The 1512-nt window shown below is 64.9% G+C and carries 1 protein-coding gene; it reads right to left on the bottom strand.

From position 1 onward, the window contains the following. Window positions 1-1512, bottom strand: a 1512-nt coding sequence (locus WT97_RS19040) for an electron transfer flavoprotein-ubiquinone oxidoreductase (RefSeq protein ID WP_060354112.1), incomplete at its 5' end; no start/stop codon positions are given.

The raw sequence follows: 1512 nt of genomic DNA, 5'->3' as shown, positions 1-1512 counted from the left end.
TTACATGTTCGGGTAATTCGGCCCGCCGCCGCCTTCGGGCGTGACCCACACGATGTTCTGCGTCGGGTCCTTGATGTCGCAGGTCTTGCAGTGCACGCAGTTCTGCGCGTTGATCACCAACCGATCGCTGCCGTCGTCGTTCTTCACGAACTCGTACACCGCCGCCGGGCAGAACCGCGCCTCCGGCCCCGCGTACGTGCGCAGGTTCACGTTCACCGGCACGCTCGCGTCCTTCAGCGTCAGGTGCGCCGGCTGGTTCTCCTCGTGGTTCGTGTTCGAGATGAACACCGACGACAGCCGATCGAACGTCAGCTTGCCGTCCGGCTTCGGATACGCGATCGGCTCGCACTGCGACGCCGGCTTCAGCATCTCGTGGTCCGCATGCTGGTGGTGCAGCGTCCACGGCACGTTGCCGCCCATCACCTTCTGCTCGATACCCACCATCAGCGTGCCCAGGTACAGCCCCTTGGCCATCCACTGCTTGAAGTTGCGTGCGCGGTACAGCTCCGTGTACAGCCACGATTGCTTGAACGCGTCCGGGTACGCATTGAGTTCGTCGCTCTGACGGCCGGCCTGCACCGCGTCGAATGCGGCGTCGGCCGCCAGCATCCCGGTCTTGATTGCCGCGTGGCTGCCCTTGATCCGCGATGCGTTCAAAAAGCCCGCATCGTCGCCGATCAGCGCGCCGCCCGGGAACACCGTCTTCGGCAACGACAGCAGGCCGCCGGCCGTGATCGCGCGCGCGCCGTACGACACGCGCTTGCCGCCTTCCAGGAACGCGCGGATCGACGGATGCGTCTTGTAGCGCTGGAATTCCTCGAACGGCGACAGGTACGGGTTCGTGTAGCCCAGGCCCACGACGAAGCCGACCACGACCTGGTTGTTGTCCATGTGATACAGGAACGAGCCGCCGTACGTATCCGACTTCAGCGGCCAGCCGGCCGTGTGGATCACGAGGCCCGGCTTGTGCTTGGCGGGATCGATTTCCCACAGTTCCTTGATGCCGATCCCGTACGCCTGCGGATCGGCGTTCGCGTCGAGCTTGAATTTCGTGATCAGCTGACGGCCGAGATGGCCGCGGCAGCCTTCGGCGAACAGCGTGTACTTCGCGTGCAGTTCCATGCCGAGCTGGAAGTTCTCGGTCGGCTCGCCGTCCTTGCCCACGCCCATGTTGCCGGTCGCGACGCCCTTCACCGAGCCGTCGTCGTTGTAGAGAATTTCCGCAGCGGGGAAGCCCGGGAAGATCTCCACGCCGAGCGCCTCGGCCTGCTGGCCGAGCCAGCGGGTCACGTTGCCCAACGAAATCACGTAGTTGCCGTGGTTCTTGAAGTTGTCCGGCAGCGCCCAGTTCGGCGTGGTCACTGCGCTTTTCTCGGACAGGAACAGGAAGCGGTCTTCCGTGACCTCGACATCGAGCGGTGCGCCGCGCTCCTTCCAGTCGGGGAACAGCTCGGTGATCGCGCGCGGGTCCATCACCGCGCCCGACAGGATGTGCGCGCCGATCTCGGAACC

The organism is Burkholderia sp. MSMB1459WGS (genome assembly GCF_001534535.1).
GTDB lineage: Bacteria > Pseudomonadota > Gammaproteobacteria > Burkholderiales > Burkholderiaceae > Burkholderia.
The sequence above is the reverse complement of the archived record's forward strand: the minus strand, read 5'-3'. Positions and strand labels throughout refer to the sequence as shown.